The organism is Aquimarina litoralis (assembly GCF_039523995.1).
Classification (GTDB): Bacteria; Bacteroidota; Bacteroidia; order Flavobacteriales; family Flavobacteriaceae; genus Aquimarina; species Aquimarina litoralis.
The window spans coordinates 16463-31059 of sequence record NZ_BAAAGE010000008.1 but is presented as its reverse complement, the minus strand read 5'-3'; the positions used below and the strand labels follow the sequence as shown (position 1 = coordinate 31059).

Below are 14597 nucleotides of genomic sequence, written 5' to 3'. Positions count from 1 at the left end.
TGTTAAATTAACTTGCAATTGGATTTTTTGAAGGTGCTGCATCGCGGTGTTTCCAACGTTTATGCGTCCAAAGGTAGTTTTCAGGTTTCTGTCTTATTTGTTCTTCTAATAATCGCGTGAATTTTTCAGTAATCGCATATTCATCTTCATTTTGCGGATCCTCAGAAATTGGAACCAAAGTGGCTTCATAATAACCGCGTTTTACCTTTTCTACGTGTAAATAAAATATACTAAGACCTAATCTTCGTGAAAGAACTTCTCCTCCTACAAATGCTGGTACTTCTATTCCCATAAAGTCAATCCAAAACGTAGCATTATTAAGTTTTGGCGATTGATCAGATATTAAACCATATAAACTTAACTCAGGATTTTCTTGCCTTTGATCCATGGTCATTTCTCTAAATACTTTAGCACTAGGTATTAATCGAGAATTAAATCTTCCTCTAATTCTGTGAACTAATTTATCGAAGTACTTATTCTTGATAGGTTTATAGATTCCCACACACCTAAATTTACTTATTAAGTCAATGGAATTGGTCCATTCATAACTATTATAATGGCCCATCATGGTAATAATACTTTTGTTTTTATCTTCTAGGGCTACCAAAGCATTTAAATTGGTAATATGGAAACGTTTTACTATTTCTTTTTCGCTTATCGATAAAGAACGAATCATTTCCAAAAACATATCGCACATATGTTTATAGGAGGCTTTTCTAATTCTATTAATCTCTTTCTCATCTTTTTCTGGAAAAGCAAGTTGCAAGTTTTCAGTTACAGTTTTTCGTCTGTATCCAATGATGTAATAAACTAATACGTAAATACAAGTAGAAAAGAAATAAAAAATTCGCCAAGGTAATTTAGAGATCATCCATAATAGCGGATACACTAAACAATAAACTGCTAATTGCATTGATTTGGTTTTTGGTCGCTAAAGGTAAACTATTTTAACTTAAGGTTAAGAAACTTTGAAGGCAATCTTATTTCCAATATTATCTACGCTTTTTTAGCTGTAAATATGTGCTATATTTGATCTTCAAAAAATAGATTATGTTGAATATTGATATTGTCCTTATCGTTATAATAGCGGTTAACGTGATCGTTTCTTTAAAAGGACTTAATGATTTCTCCTTCTTAGAACGTTATAAGTTTAATATTGGTGGTGTTAGACGAGGTGAGCAAATACGGATGTTAACTTCTGGATTTTTGCATGTGGATATTATGCATTTATTCTTTAATATGTTTACGCTATATTTTTTTGCCCCAGTAGTCATTGACTCTTTAGGTGATATTAAGTTTTTGGTCATCTATTTTTGTAGTTTAATCGTAGGGAATCTCTTTTCACTTCTTTTTCATAAAGATGAATATCATTACAGTGCTGTAGGGGCTAGTGGTGCAGTTTCTGGAATAATATTTTCTGCTATATTATTTCAACCAGGAATGAGTTTATACCTTATGTTTATACCTATTCCAATTCCTGCTTATATTTTTGGTATAGGGTATTTATTGTATTCTATTTATGGAATGAAAAGTAGAATTGGAAATATTGGGCATGATGCACATTTTGGAGGAGCTGTAGGAGGTTATGTGGTAACATTGCTATTAGCTCCTTATTTGTTTCAAGAAAATCTACTTATGATCGGATTATTAGCAGTTCCTATTATTATATTGTTTATAATGAAACGTCTTGGAAAATTATAATAAATAGAAAAGCGACTCTACGGAGTCGCTTTTTTGTGATCTGTAAAAATCTAAAATTATAAAGAACTTTCTCCAAGCAGTTCGGATATTTTAGTTTCTAATGCTGGACCTCTCAAGTTCTTTGCAATTACATTTCCTTTTTCATCGATAATAAATGTCGCAGGAATTGATCGCACTCCATATGCTTTTGCTATTGGATCTTGCCAAAATTTTAAATGGGAAACATGGTTCCACTCTAAGTTATCTTGATCAATTGCAGTAGTCCAATGATCTTTTTTTCTATCTAAAGAAACTCCAATAATATTTAAACCTTTATCATGATATTTATTGTAGACTCTAACTACATTTGGGTTTTCAGCTCTACAAGGCTTACACCAAGATGCCCAAAAATCAATGATAGTAATTTTACCCATAGACTCTTTAAGAGAAACCATTTTACCTTCAGGATTAGGAGCAGAGAAGTCTTCAGCTTCACTACCGATATCTATTTTTCCTATAGATGCTGCAATAAGACGATCTAGGTTCTTTCCTAATCGCGATGTTTTTAGCGTATCTTGTATGGTACCATAAATTTGTTTTACTTCTTTAGCAGGAACTGCCTTTAGATTAAGAAGATCGGTAAGTGCCATTACAGCAACCAAAGAATTAGGGTTGTTTTCAGCTATTTCTTTTCTAAAACTATTCTCGTCAACTCTTATCTGCTGTAGATCTTTAGATAATTTGATAGCTTTATCCGTTTCTTTTAACTTGGATGCTATTTGGTACTGATTGCTTAGGTCTTGCCTTAGTTTTCCGTAATCAGTCATTTTCTTAAGGTAGCTAAAGAATAGTTCATTTTCTGGCCCTCCAGTTATTACCGAAGAACGTAAACTATCTTTGTAAATCGTCATTTTTAGAGGATTATTTTCTGCTAAAAACAATACATTATTTGGGATTCCTTTAAAAGTCAAATAGTTGAAGTCGTTATCTTCTACCACTGGTAGTGCCATCTTAAACTTACCATTCTGTATGGTAGTGGAATCTATAATTGTAGGGCGATTCGAGCGATTAATTGCATTTACATATACCGTTACTCCATCATCAAATCCTTCAGTATTTGCGGTAATTGAATATCCCTTTTCTTCTTGTTTGCAGGCAACAGATAGTACCAAAAGAGCAAGCAATGCTATTTTTTTCATTCTAAATAATTTTTGGATTCGTAAAAATATGTAATATGCTCTTTAAACCCCAAAAATTAACTTTTAAATATCAGTAAATGTTAATTTTTTTCAACGTAATTTCAATAAAAACATAAATAAATAACATGAGCTGTAACAAAAACAGGCTTTCGAAGTCTAATAATAATGCATCACTTGGGGGTATTATTGGTCATATAGAAAACTTTTTAGGGTTTCATGTCCTAATTATAAGGTGTTATTCGTCTTCAAAATTAGAGAAACTGCTTATTATTGATTTAATTTATTGTTAATGCAGTCATCAAGTGAGTTAGTTTTGTATTATTTTTGTTAAACTACCGTAAATAAACTGTTATGAACGTACTAGAGCACGATTTTCCCTTAGATATTAGGATAAGCTTCTCTTTGTTCTTCGATCAGTATAGAGAGTTCTTACACAGTGAAAACAAATTGCTTCGTGATCGAGCGCAGAGTGTCTTGAAGATTGCCCAAGAATACCCAGAATTGGAAGAGGGAATTACTTCTGAAGAACGAGTACAGGAATTACTACCACAAATTGAATTGGTACTAGAGGATTCTTTCTCGCAAATATTGCAGAAAAATGAGATTAAAATAGCAACTATTCCATTTCATAACACAGTTTTGAAATCCACAGAACGCTACAAGAATATTGTAAATGCTGCAGGATATGATTTCGAACCTCAAATCAAAAATTTAAGCGAAGATCATTACTACATTATGGGATGTAGTATAATCCTTGGGCAATACTACGGCTATAGGATCGATTTTCGAAGACCATTTTTTTACGATATTCCAGATGCTTCGGGAATTATGCGTCATTATAGAATTCTGTATAATGGTGATTTTATTCAGATCGAAAAAACAGACAAGGCTATAGAGATTACTGAAGAGGATGTTGCAATTTTGATAGACAATTTTGATAATGTTGAGATTTGGAAGGAAAAATTTCCTCCTGATAGTTGGGTTTTCAAAGGAATCGTTATTGCCAATTTATTTGATGCCACTGCAGATGTATCCTTGTCCGAATTTAAAACTAGTTTATTAAAATACGATAAAACTCAAGGAGATTTTATTGGGACTTTCCAGAATATATTTCGAGGTATTTTTAATCTTCCAGAAATCAAAGTAGGTTTTTCTAATTATAATGAAGAGGAGCGAGTGTTAGAACGTGTTCCTTTTAAGACTATCGATAGTTATGTGCTCTTTGATAAGTTTTCTGATTGTTGTGAAACAGCATTATGTAAGGGGACCTATCAGAGTTTGTTTGAAAAATCAGAAGCATTTGCTATTTCGGATGTTACCAAAACACATACGGCATATCCAGATGAATTAATGTACTCTAATTTAGCAAAGCAAAATATAAAAAGTGCGATTATTGCACCTATTGAAGACAATGGTAAATTATTAGGAGTCTTAGAGATCGTATCTCCTAATAGCAGAGAACTGAATAGTATTAATGCCAATAAGCTTCAGGATATAATGCCGTATTTGGTGGATTCTGTATTACGTTCGAAAGCAAAAGCTGAAGATGAATTAGAATTGGTAATACAACAAGAATGCACTGCAATTCACCCTAGTGTGTATTGGAAGTTTAGGCAAGAAGCTAAACGTTTTATTTTGGCAAGAGTAGAAGAAAACCCAACTTCATTTCAGGAAGTTGTTTTCGACAATGTCTATCCGTTATTTGGCCAGATCGATATTAAAGGATCTTCAGAAGCTAGAAATGGATCTGTTCAGAAGGATTTAATATTACAATTAAAAGCAATTGACAAAGTAATTAATAAGGTTGTTGATATTGATCCTTTACCTATCTACGAACAAATTAAGTTTAGAATAGATAATTATATAGAATCTGTCTCTAACCAATTGCAGGTAGACACGGAACAAAAAATACTTAATTTCATTAAGAACGAAATTAAACCTTTGTTTAAGCATTTGAAAGGAACAAATGTAGCTCTAGAAGGTTTGATCAACCAATATAATAATTCACTTGATAAGAACACTAAGATGCTTTATAAGCATAGAAAAGCTTATGACGAGTCTGTAATGTTGATTAATAAGAAAATGGCAGCATTATTGGATCAGAAACAGGTGGAAGCTCAGAAAATGTACCCTCATTATTTCGAGAGGTTCAAAACGGATGGAGTAGAACACAATATGTATATTGGAGAATCTATTACCAAGCAGGATAGTTTTAATAAGATCTATCTCTATAATTTGCGATTATGGCAATTGCAGGTAATGTGCGAGATGGAAAATGAGTATTATCAGCTTAAACAAGATCTACCGGTTCCGTTAGATGTTGCCTCAATGGTCCTGGTTTTTAATGCTTCATTATCTGTGAGATTTAGAATGGATGAAAAGCGTTTTGATGTAGATGGTACATATAACGCTCGTTACGAAGTAGTGAAAAAACGAGTAGACAAGGCGTATATCAAAGGTACAAATCAGCGTATTACCGAGAAGGGTAAACTAGTAGTTGTGTATTCTCAAAGAAGTGATGAACAAGAGTATTTGAAGTATATCAGTTTCCTACAATCCAAAAACTATTTGGAAGATGATGTTGAGATTGTTGAGCTGGATGATTTACAAGGAGTAACAGGACTCAAAGCGCTACGAGTAAATATTCTTTATAATAAAAGCAAAGAGGATAAAGAATACTATACCTATGATGATTTGATGAAAGAGATCAACAAATAATTAATTCTTTTCTTCTTTATTGTAGCGTATTAAAAGCAATCACAAAAGAGATGGAGGAGGTAATAAATCCTATCATAAATACAGTGTAAGTTATTCTTAATATCTTGTATTTTTTATGTAGCACTTTTCCTAAGAAATATAAATCTTTAATCATAGTGTCGTAGATGTATTCCTTGTCATCCATTAACTCATGCATCGCCCATTTGTATTCATCCAACGGCATTTTATGAAAATTACCAAAGAATAAAAGGTTCACTTTTTTTTCCTCAATTTCTTTACGTGTAAACTCACCACCTGTAACATTTGGTCGTGTCGCAAGTACTGATAATAACATTGAAATAATACTGAACACTATAAATATAAGTGTAGGATAAATTAGATATTGATTGGATGGATTGTCTAGTTTAGGAATTAAGTTAGACAATGCCAATGAGATGATAATTGCATTTACAGATAGTAAAATATTGGCTTTGGTATCTGCAATATCACTTAACTTTAAATGATTTCTTAGCGTGACTCTAAAAAGTGTTTGGATTCCTTTTTCAGGGCTTTCTTCTTTAACTAATTTTTTTAACTTTTCCTTTTTCTTTTTTTTCTTTAGAATAGCTTGTTCATTTAATATTTCCAGCAAATGTCTTTCTTTTTTGGGTTGCCAATTTTTTATTGCATAGTCGGTATAATATTCGTGCTTATTTTTTAGGAAATCGATATTAATTTTTAGCCAATCTTTTCTGCTATATTTTTCTTTATGATGGTGTTCAAATTCTTGTCTAAGGAAATCACTAGTTTCTTCAAAATATCCCTTGGCTAAATGAGAAGCATCTGCATCACGAATAATTTTTTCGAGTAAATCCGTAGGTTCATGATCCATTTTAGTTGCCATAATAAGTTTAGAAACTTTATCGATGATTTCTTGAGGCGTATTCTGTTTTTTTAAGAAATTTTCAGAAATACCAACACTGTATTCTTCATGATTATCAAGGCTTTCTGAATATCCTGTATCGTGTAATAAAGCGGTTAATAATAATATGTATGCATCTTCTTCAGAAATACTGGTACTGTCAATAATTTCTTTTGTACTTTTAAATACTCTTTTGGTATGAGTATAATTATGATAGATGCAAGTTTCGGGAAGCTTTTTAGTAAAAAGTTCAGAAACGAAATTATCAGTTTTTTCAACTAATGTGTCCATATTATAATTTTTCAATAACCAAAATAATTAAAAAAAATGAATGTACTCCATTATGACTAAAAATATACAGACGTTCTTAATTATCGGCTTACTATTATTAAACTCTTGCGCAACGTATTCTCCTCAATATTTAGACGAAAATTTTTCTGAAAAATTACCAGATAATGAAATTGAAAAAACTTTTTATTTAGTTGGTGATGCGGGAAATGCAGCTTTAGGAGAAAGTACTCCAGGTTTAGAAGCGTTAAAACAAATTCTGGCTAAAGAAAACACCAAGGATGATTACTTAATTTATCTAGGAGATAATATTTATCAAAAGGGAATGCCGGAGAAAAATGATGCCTCAAGAAAATTGGCTGAACATAGAATAGATGCTCAAATTGAAGCAGTAAAATCTTTCGATGGTGAAGTGATTTTTATACCTGGAAATCATGATTGGTACAACAATGGAGTAAAAGGTTTACAGAGACAAGAAAAGTATATAAGAAAGAAATTGGATAGTAAAAGAGCTTTTTTGCCATCCAAAGGTTGTCCGATCGAAAGTATTGAGATCGGAGATCAAATTCAGTTAATTATATTGGATACTCAGTGGTATCTTGCGGATTGGAATAAAAATCCCACCATAAATGACAATTGTGAAATAAAGACAAGGGATAAGTTTTTTAGTGAAATTCAGGGTGAGTTTAAAAAACACAATGGTAAGACTGTTTTGGTAGCCATGCACCATCCAATGTTTACAAACGGGCCACATGGCGGTAAATACAGTTTTAAGAGTCATATATTTCCATCTAAAAAGAAAATACCTCTACCAGTACTAGGATCTTTGGTAACTCAAATAAGATCACAAGGTGGAGTGTCTCCACAAGACAGATATAACGAAAGTTATAATAAACTAATGAGACGTTTGTCTACAATGGCCAGAGATAATGAGCGTATTATTTTTGCATCTGGGCATGAACATTCACTACAGTATATTGATAGCGAAAGATTAAAGCAGATTGTTTCTGGATCTGGATCTAAGAAATCAGCTGCTTCTTTGGGAAAGGATGGATTATTTTCATATCCAAATCAGGGTTTTGCCATATTAGATGTATATAAGGATGGATCGTCCAACGTTCGTTTTTATGGAAATGAAAATGGTAAAGCAACATTAGTCTATCAAACAAAAGTTCATGAAGAACCCGAACAATATGAGATTGGTAATCTGGGAAATTCTTTTGAGAACGAAATAGAGGCATCTATTTATAATAAAGAAGAAACTACAAAATCTAATTTTTTCCAATCCTTATGGGGAGATCATTACAGAGAAGTATATAGTACAGATATTAAGATCCCAATTGTTACGCTGGATACATTACTTGGAGGTTTTAGTATTGATAGAAGGGGAGGTGGTCAGGTTACTAGATCATTGCGATTGGTGGATAGCGCAGGAAAGAGATATAGTTTACGTGCTATGAGAAAGAGTGTTACCCAGTTTTTACAGAAGGGAGTTTTTAATGATACTTATCTAGAGGATGATTTTGATGATACATTTACTGAAGAGCTATTAGCAGATTTTTATACTTCGAGTTATCCTTATGCTTTTCTGGTGGTAGGCGGATTGGCAGATGCGATAGGAGTGTATCATGCTAATTCTAAAGTATATTATATGCCTAAGCATCCAGCTTTAGGAGCTTATAATAAGGATTTTGGTGATGAAATGTATTTTCTGGAAGAAAGACCTGGTAAAGAACACAAAGATCTGGCCTCATTCGGAAAACCAGATGATATTGAAGGAACAGATGATTTACTAAAAAACTTGAGAAAGGACGAAGAGTATCAGATGGATGAACCACATTACATTAGAACCAGATTATTTGATATGATCTTAGGTGATTGGGATAGACATTCAGATCAGTGGAGATGGTCTCGTTTTGATTCAAAAGATAAGAAAATGTATCGTCCTATACCAAAGGATCGTGATCAGGTGTTTTCTAATTACGATGGAGGTTTATTAGATGTAATCAAGTTTATCGCTCCTCTTACAAGAAAGTTCCAAGTATATAGTGAAGAATTAAAAAATATCAGATGGATTAATGAGTCTGGGATTCGTTTAGATCGGACATTTGCGCAAAAATCAGATAAAAAAATATGGTTAGAACAAGCTGAGTATATCAAACAAAATCTTACTGATGAATCTATTGATCAAGCATTTAGAAACTTGCCTGCAGAACTTCAGGATGCTACGGTAGAAAGGATAAAAGGCTATCTTAAAAAGAGAAGAGATGATGTTGTGGATATTGCAGGTAGATATTATGGATATCTATCGAAGCAAGTAATTATTAGAGGTACAGATAAAGATGATCTATTTGAGATTATAAGAGGAGATAATCAAACATTAGTAAAAATTTCTAGAATAAAAGATGGTGTGCCACAAAAACCGTTTTTTGAGAGAACTATTTTTTCGAAAGAAACGAAAGAAATATGGATTTATGGATTAGACGATGATGATCAGTTTAAGGTTACTGGAAAAGGGAAAAACCCAATTTACACGAGAATAGTTGGTGGCCAGAATAACGATGTATATACGATAGAAAATGGAAGAAAAATACGTGTGTATGATCATAAATCTAAACCAAATACAGTAAAGAAAAAAGGAGGTGCAAAATTTATTTTTAGCAATAATTATAATCATAATACATATGACTACAATAAGTATATTGATAAGACCAATACGTTAACTCCATTGATAGGCTTTAACCCAGATGATGGAGTAAATATTAACGTAACCAATGTTTATACCGTTAGAGGATTTAATAATAATCCTTATCAAAGCAAGCATACAATAAAGGGCGCATATTATTTTGCCACCGAAGGTTATGATCTATCCTATAATGGAGAATTTGTTAATGCTATTGGTAATTGGAGCTTGAGAGTTGGAGGAAAGTATACAAGTGAGAATTTTGCACAGAACTTTTTTGGTTTTGGAAATAATACTATCAATTTAGATGATGATTTGGGATTGGATTTTAATAGAGTAAAAACAGGGATTTGGGGACTTAATCTTGGAGTTTCGAAAAATGGTTTTTATGGAAATAAACTTACGATAACTGCATCCTACGAAGGTGTAGAAGTACAAGACTCTGCTGGTAGATTTATAACTTCTGGACTTGATTTTGTAACGGAAGATGTTGATTTTTTTGAAAGAAAGTTCTTTGCAGGATTGGATGTAGATTACGAATACAAAAGTTTTGATATCCCTGCTAATCCAACAAGAGGCATGTTGTTTTCACTAAATGCAGGTTCTAAAATGAATCTGGATGATACAGATAGAACTTTTGGATATATAAAACCTAAATTAGGATTTTATAATGCAATTACTAAAAATAGAAAGTTAGTATTAAAAACGGATGTGCAAGCCGCTTTTATGATTGGTGATGGTTTTGAGTTTTATCAAGCAGCCACTTTGGGAGGGATTAATAGTCTAAGAGGATTTAGAGAAGAACGTTTTACAGGTGATAAAGCTTTAGCATTTAGTGGTGACCTGAGATATAGTTTTAATAAGTTTAAAACAGGTTTATTACCACTACAGTTTGGGATTTATGGAGGTTATGATATAGGGAGAGTATGGTTCGAAGGAGAAGATGTAGATATATGGCATGATTCTATAGGTGGTGGTTTTTGGATCAATGCTGTAAACTCCGTTGCGGGACAGTTTAATTTATTTAATAGTGATGATGGTTTGCGTTTTACCTTTGGACTAGGATTAAGTTTTTAAAAAAAACCGTTTGTAAATTCATACAAACGGTTGGGCTACTATCTATCTGATTCCTAATTAAAAGTCGCCCTGAATACTCGATATATTATTGTAGGAGTTAGGTTGGGAATTCATTAAAACTGTTGGATTTTCAATTGACTTATAATAGAAATAGTTATCCGCTACAGCATTATCAGTCTTTTGTAAAGAGGGTTTCATAATGATAATCGGTTTTTCTGATGAGTCGGTAGCAGCTACTATTGGATTGTCATAAGAACCAGAGGCAATAACTCTAGAACCATTTTCTATACTAATAATGATTTCGTTGTTTTCTGGATTTTTTAGAATTACACCTTCTTCTATGGTTAAGGTGGCGCTGTTAGTAACAAGAATTTCGTTAGGAACGATATACGTAGTGTTGGCTTTGAGAACGGTACTACTAATAATAGGACTTTTGACTTTTTCGAAATTCTCTTGACTAAAATTAAAGTTGGGGACTAAAATTAAAATAAAACATAATAGGGGTAAGTAATTTTTAATCATAATTTATATTTTGGGGTATTTGTAAGTTATTTCCTTCTAAATTATGAAAAAATTAACAAAAACAACTCTTTATCGATTTTTAATGTCTTTTAATATCCATTTTGAGTTGTTGATAACTCAATTTTGTCGGTTTTATTTTTGTAGGAAAATTACTAATAATAAGGGTTTTCAGGTGAAATGAATTATAAACAAAATATTGATCATTGTTAATAACTTTTATAGTAACTTATTGTAATAATGGGATTTACGAAGCTCCTATACGAAAGGATATTATAATAAGAAGCTCCCGATATAAGATGCGAAATATCAGGAGCTTCTCGGTTAAAAGACAGCAAAGCCGTCTCTATTAATTTTTATTTTAAAATAAATTAAAAAAAGTCTAAGGTAGTTCTTGGCACCTCGTTAACCTTGTTTTTAGAAGTTTTAGTATTAGTTTGAGTAATGTTTACTTTTGAAATATTCGATGTTTTTTTTATTTCGATCTTGGTATTTGTCTTCTTCTTTGTTTCTTTTGTAATAGCATGTTCTGTAGTTGTAGTTTTAAGAATATTAGGAGGAACTTTTAAATTCTTAGTGATACTTTGTTGAGAAAATGCTGTACCTGTAAGTAATATAGATAACAACAAAACGTAAGCTGGGGCGGCTTTCATATGTAAATAAGTGTTTGGGGTTTTTCAATTGATGACTATGCGTCATACATTAGCTAAATTAGGAATAAAACTCATAAGAATAACTTATAAAATATTTGAAACCAGTATTTTAAGTTGTTGATTTGTTGAAAAGTAAGTTTTGTATTACTTTTTGTTTTTGTTAGCGCTTAATTTTGTTGTTTTTGCCGATAAAAGGTTAAAGTTTTAGTTTAAGTGTTTAAATGTTAATAACTTTTGAGGAAAAACGGAAAAACAAAATATTTAAACGTTTTTGATTGTTTAGAGATATATTTTTATGGAAAATTTACATTTGTTTACAGATAGATTAGAACTTAGATCCGTAGAGGTGTCTGATCTCTCTAATATACATCGGTTGCTTTCAATTGCTGAAGTCGACGAATATAATGCTTTAGGTATTCCAACAAATACAGAAGTAACAGAGGTCTATCTTAATGAATGGATAGATAATTTCAGATATAGAAAGGAATTTGTTTTTGCTATTAGGCTAAAATCCACTGAGATATTTATAGGTTTGATTTCATTAATTGTTGGAAACCCTAAATATAAAATAGGATCGCTTTGGTATAAGTTAGATCCACAATTTTGGTCTAAAGGGTATGCAACAGAAGCAGTTGGTGAGGTTTTAAAATTTAGTTTTCAAACAATGGAATTACACAGGGTGGAAGCTGGTTGTGCTATTGCTAATATAGGTTCTGTAAAAGTATTAGAAAAATCGGGATTGATCAGAGAAGGTCATAAGAGAGAAATACTACCCTTAAAATCGGGTTGGTCCGATACTTACGAGTATGGGATTTTGGAAAAAGATTGGGTTACTCGCTAGTTTTACTTTAATCGATATTTATATAAAGCTCCTTTTGTTTTTTTTTGTTTTTCATCTACTATAAGTAATGTAGAATCTGTTAAGAAACAAATTCCTTCTTTTTGTGAAAAATGATTGAGCTTAATCTTTTTGATCTTTCCGCCGAATAAATCATCTCCTTTAAAATCTGATAATATGAAAATTTTATTATAGGTGAGAAGCGCAATTGTATCTCCATTATAATTTATTGCCGCAGAACTGATAAAACAATCCCTAGCATCATCACATATTGTATGAGTATCTATCAATTTAGCTTTTTGCTTGCCTGGTTTATCTTGTAATTTGTAGAGCTTGGTTTCACCATTAAATTTACTGCCTCGGTTTTTTGTAAATAAATAGAAGCTTCCTTTATTATAAAAGAAAGCTTCTATATCAAAATTTCTTTTCTTCTTAGAAGGAGGAAATTTCTTTTGATCCTCTAAAAAGAATTCTATTGTTGTAGTTTTTATCTGTTTATTCTTAATACCAGACACCCTATATATGGTAAGATTTTTTCTATCATTATTGTTATTGCCAAAATCTCCAATATAAATATTGTTATTATGGTCATACGCTAGATCTTCCCAATCTACATTTTTGCTATTTGGTATTTTAATCTCCTCTAGAATTTTACCTTTTTGATTGAGTAAGAATACAACATTTTCATTTCCGGAATCATTAACAGCATATAGATTAGATTCACCTTTTATATATGTAATACCTGATATTTCATGCAAAGCATTTGACAAATGATCAATCATTATGAGATCCGTGTCATTCTTTTTTTGACAACTTACCGTTAAGGTGCAGCACAATAAGAAAATACAAATATTACTTTTATACATATAATTATTTTTATGAAGTTTGATTCCAAGCATCTAACATCCAACTTGTTTTTTCAAGGTCAGCAATATACGTGCCAGTGATATCCAAAGTTCCATCATCTTCTACTTTTTCAGCTTCTTTAGTAACTAATTTCAATTGCTTTAAAATAATATCGTGATCTTCAAGAATAGATGTTACCATTTCTTTATCGGATAAATCACTACTCGCTTCTTTTAGGGAAGATTTCTCTAAGAAAACACTGTAATTACTCACGGGTTTAGCTCTTAGTGTTAAAATTCGTTCTGCAATTTCGTCAATTTTTAATTTCGCGTCTTCATAAAGCTCTTCAAATTTTAAATGTAATTCAAAAAAGTTTCGTCCAGTTACATTCCAATGGAAGTTTCTTAGTTTTTGATAATATAAATGATAATCAGCTAATAAGATGTTTAAGGAATCTACGGTTTCTTTATTAATATTTTTCATAGTTTTTGTTTATTGGTTTTTTAATTTCGATACAAAAATACTATGATAATAAATTGTTACATAGATGATGTGATAGTTAGTAGTAATTATACTATTGGTTAAATCGATTTTCGATTTCGTTAAGAACAAAATCATAATAATCTACATCATGAGGAACATATTCTTTTTTCTTTATTGGCTCTAAAAGCTCTTTTTTTAGAAGATTTAAAGGTATTAACTTAATACTATGAACTTCTTCTTTTTGTATTTTAAGATCTTTAATAGACTTAGTTAATCGGGTCAAATAGATATAATGAAATTCATTATCAATGATCACAGGATTTGGTTTTTTCTCGGCAAGGTATTTACCAATAAATTCTAAATCAGCACTTGCAATAGTGTAACCTATTTCTTCTTGTATTTCTCGTAATGCTGCATTTTCTGGAGATTCTCCAGTACCGATATGCCCAGCAACAGATATATCCCATAAACCTGGATAAGTATCTTTATCCAAGGCACGTTTTTGAATCAATACTTCGCCCTTATAAGTGTACAACCAAATATGAACACTACTATGATATAATCCTAGTTTGTGTGCCTCTGATTTTAATCGAATTTCACCAGTGAAAATTCCTTCTTCGTTAACGATGTCTATAAATTCATCCATGATTTTTGATAATACAATAAAGTTATCTTTTATCAATGAATATTATGGGGTTTTGGTAAATAAAAT

At 31.5% G+C, this 14597-nt stretch carries 12 protein-coding genes; 4 read left to right on the top strand and 8 right to left on the bottom strand.

The features are described 5' to 3' along the window. Positions 1-7 precede the first annotated feature (7 nt). Complete coding sequence (locus ABD077_RS24145) at positions 8-913, bottom strand: lysophospholipid acyltransferase family protein (protein WP_343914777.1); 906 nt, start codon at positions 911-913, stop codon at positions 8-10. A gap of 137 nt (positions 914-1050) precedes the next feature. Between ABD077_RS24145 and ABD077_RS24140 the strand changes: the two genes are divergently transcribed. Further along, positions 1051-1701, top strand: coding sequence for a rhomboid family intramembrane serine protease (locus ABD077_RS24140; protein WP_343914776.1), 651 nt, complete (start codon positions 1051-1053; stop codon positions 1699-1701). Between the two features lie 56 nt (positions 1702-1757). Here ABD077_RS24140 and ABD077_RS24135 read toward each other — a convergent pair whose 3' ends face one another. Continuing rightward, entirely contained in the window at positions 1758-2879 is a 1122-nt protein-coding gene (locus ABD077_RS24135; RefSeq protein ID WP_343914775.1) for a redoxin domain-containing protein, read from the bottom strand. Between the two features lie 351 nt (positions 2880-3230). Between ABD077_RS24135 and ABD077_RS24130 the strand changes: the two genes are divergently transcribed. Further along, positions 3231-5597, top strand: a complete 2367-nt coding sequence (locus ABD077_RS24130) for a GAF domain-containing protein (protein WP_343914774.1) — start codon at positions 3231-3233, stop codon at positions 5595-5597. Between the two features lie 16 nt (positions 5598-5613). Here ABD077_RS24130 and ABD077_RS24125 read toward each other — a convergent pair whose 3' ends face one another. Continuing rightward, complete coding sequence (locus ABD077_RS24125) at positions 5614-6789, bottom strand: Pycsar system effector family protein (protein ID WP_343914773.1); 1176 nt, start codon at positions 6787-6789, stop codon at positions 5614-5616. Positions 6790-6841: 52 nt separating this feature from the next. Here ABD077_RS24125 and ABD077_RS24120 point away from each other — a divergent pair, with 52 nt between their 5' ends. Then, positions 6842-10546, top strand: a complete 3705-nt coding sequence (locus tag ABD077_RS24120) for a metallophosphoesterase (protein ID WP_343914771.1) — start codon at positions 6842-6844, stop codon at positions 10544-10546. A gap of 57 nt (positions 10547-10603) precedes the next feature. Here the strand turns inward: ABD077_RS24120 and ABD077_RS24115 are convergent, their stop codons facing one another. Then, the gene (locus ABD077_RS24115) at positions 10604-11068 is read right to left on the bottom strand and encodes a hypothetical protein (RefSeq protein WP_343914770.1); all 465 of its coding nucleotides are present in this window, start codon (positions 11066-11068) and stop codon (positions 10604-10606) included. Between the two features lie 368 nt (positions 11069-11436). Further along, entirely contained in the window at positions 11437-11718 is a 282-nt protein-coding gene (locus tag ABD077_RS24110) for a hypothetical protein (protein ID WP_343914769.1), read from the bottom strand. Between the two features lie 295 nt (positions 11719-12013). Between ABD077_RS24110 and ABD077_RS24105 the strand changes: the two genes are divergently transcribed. Continuing rightward, positions 12014-12559, top strand: a complete 546-nt coding sequence (locus ABD077_RS24105) for a GNAT family N-acetyltransferase (protein ID WP_343914768.1) — start codon at positions 12014-12016, stop codon at positions 12557-12559. Between the two features lie 2 nt (positions 12560-12561). On the opposite strand, the gene ABD077_RS24100 is transcribed toward ABD077_RS24105, so the two are convergent. From ABD077_RS24100 to ABD077_RS24090, 3 genes are all read right to left on the bottom strand, one after another. Then, a complete protein-coding gene (locus ABD077_RS24100) occupies positions 12562-13422 on the bottom strand; it encodes an SdiA-regulated domain-containing protein (protein WP_343914767.1) in 861 nt (286 codons plus the stop codon). A gap of 10 nt (positions 13423-13432) precedes the next feature. Then, positions 13433-13885, bottom strand: coding sequence for a Dps family protein (locus ABD077_RS24095; protein ID WP_343914766.1), 453 nt, complete (start codon positions 13883-13885; stop codon positions 13433-13435). A gap of 91 nt (positions 13886-13976) precedes the next feature. After that, positions 13977-14531, bottom strand: coding sequence for an NUDIX hydrolase (locus ABD077_RS24090; RefSeq protein WP_343914765.1), 555 nt, complete (start codon positions 14529-14531; stop codon positions 13977-13979). Positions 14532-14597: the final 66 nt, after the last annotated feature.

Excerpts from the sequence above, each read along its gene's own strand:
- ABD077_RS24145 (WP_343914777.1), bottom strand. The coding sequence starts at position 913 with ATGCAATTAGCAGTTTATTGTTTAGTGTATCCGCTATTATGGATGATC.
- ABD077_RS24140 (WP_343914776.1), top strand. The coding sequence starts at position 1,051 with ATGTTGAATATTGATATTGTCCTTATCGTTATAATAGCGGTTAACGTG.
- ABD077_RS24135 (WP_343914775.1), bottom strand. The coding sequence starts at position 2,879 with ATGAAAAAAATAGCATTGCTTGCTCTTTTGGTACTATCTGTTGCCTGC.
- ABD077_RS24130 (WP_343914774.1), top strand. The coding sequence starts at position 3,231 with ATGAACGTACTAGAGCACGATTTTCCCTTAGATATTAGGATAAGCTTC.
- ABD077_RS24125 (WP_343914773.1), bottom strand. The coding sequence starts at position 6,789 with ATGGACACATTAGTTGAAAAAACTGATAATTTCGTTTCTGAACTTTTT.
- ABD077_RS24120 (WP_343914771.1), top strand. The coding sequence starts at position 6,842 with ATGACTAAAAATATACAGACGTTCTTAATTATCGGCTTACTATTATTA.
- ABD077_RS24115 (WP_343914770.1), bottom strand. The coding sequence starts at position 11,068 with ATGATTAAAAATTACTTACCCCTATTATGTTTTATTTTAATTTTAGTC.
- ABD077_RS24110 (WP_343914769.1), bottom strand. The coding sequence starts at position 11,718 with ATGAAAGCCGCCCCAGCTTACGTTTTGTTGTTATCTATATTACTTACA.
- ABD077_RS24105 (WP_343914768.1), top strand. The coding sequence starts at position 12,014 with ATGGAAAATTTACATTTGTTTACAGATAGATTAGAACTTAGATCCGTA.
- ABD077_RS24100 (WP_343914767.1), bottom strand. The coding sequence starts at position 13,422 with ATGTATAAAAGTAATATTTGTATTTTCTTATTGTGCTGCACCTTAACG.
- ABD077_RS24095 (WP_343914766.1), bottom strand. The coding sequence starts at position 13,885 with ATGAAAAATATTAATAAAGAAACCGTAGATTCCTTAAACATCTTATTA.
- ABD077_RS24090 (WP_343914765.1), bottom strand. The coding sequence starts at position 14,531 with ATGGATGAATTTATAGACATCGTTAACGAAGAAGGAATTTTCACTGGT.